This is a genomic window from Coprococcus sp. AF99-45 (assembly GCF_027663865.1).
GTDB lineage: Bacteria > Bacillota > Clostridia > Lachnospirales > Lachnospiraceae > Allocoprococcus > Allocoprococcus comes.
Genome location: NZ_JAQDGZ010000063.1, coordinates 1 through 1,222 on the forward strand (window position 1 = coordinate 1; position 1,222 = coordinate 1,222).

Annotated in this window: 1 protein-coding gene; it reads right to left on the reverse strand. The window is 45.3% G+C overall.

Features of this window, described 5'->3' with window-relative positions; genetic code table 11:
- Window positions 1–33: 33 nt before the first annotated feature.
- The gene (locus tag PGR14_RS16040; protein WP_055249501.1) at window positions 34–876 is read right to left on the reverse strand and encodes a D-amino acid aminotransferase; all 843 of its coding nucleotides are present in this window, start codon (window positions 874–876) and stop codon (window positions 34–36) included.
- Between the last annotated feature and the right edge of the window lie 346 nt (window positions 877–1,222).

Sequence of the window (1,222 nt, forward strand, 5' to 3'; positions counted from 1 at the left end):
CGCATTAGCTAATGCGACAGCCCTTCTGATCATTTACATGGTCTCATTTTCAAATTTTTCTGTATACTTTTTCTGGATCAAATCCACTAACTCCGGTGCCTTTCCTCCGATCGGGGTACCGTTCATCTCGCAGACCGGGGAGCAGAATTTTGTGGAGCTGGAGACGATGATCTCGTCGGCATCCATCAGCTCTGCCATGGTAAAAGGTGTCTCGTCGACGATGATCCCGTTATCCTTGCAGATCTGGATGATGTGCATTCTTGTGATTCCCGGTAAAATATAGTGGTCTGTCGGGTGGGTCTTAAATACGCCGTCCTTGATGATGGAAACGTTGCTGTGGGCACACTCGGTGACGATATCACCGCGGTGGAAGACGCACTCGCCGCATCCGAGAGACTCCGCTTTCTCTGCCGCCATGACGTTGACGAGAAGGTTTAATGTCTTGATATTGCAGTGGAGGAAACGGGTGTCTTCCATGTCTGTAAGTTTCAGACGTTTGCTGGAGTCAGCCGATTTCCCAGGCTTCATGAAAATCCAGAGATTCGGCTTTGTGCCTGCAGCTGGGAACTGGTGCTGACGGATGCCGGTTCCCCGGGTCATCTGCCAGTAGATGAAGATATCCTTATCGTCCATTTTTGCCAGCATATCGTAGAGGATCGCCGCAAGCTCGTCCTTTGTGTAAGGGATATCGATCTTAATGAGTCCGGCGCTGTTGAAGAAACGGTCCAGGTGCTCTTTTAAAGCGAAGATCTTTCCGTTTCTCGCCAGTGTCGCCTCGTACACACCATCACCGAAATAACATGCGCGGTCGTTCATCGGAACGGTCATCTCTTCCAGAGGTCCGAATTTACCGTTGTAGTAGCCAAGTGTTTTCATTTACATTTCCTCCTGAATTTACGAAAAAATTTTTTCGGATATAACTGAAATATTCTATCGCTATCATAGCATGGAACAGGAGGAAAGTAAAGGAAATAGGAAGGATTTTAGCTAATGTTTTTGGACATATTGTATAAAAGGTCCTATATTTTCCCATTGTCATATGTAAAAATTTTCTGTATAATATAGAATAATTATAACTGTTCAGTAGGTCTGCGCATTTACTGCGCTGACCGTAAGAAAAATTAGGCTGGAAGGCAAAAATCCTATCGGAGCAGCTGATTTGGAATGGATTTTTGCGCGTAATTGTGAGGGTACTGAACCAATGTCATTTAGTTAACGTTTA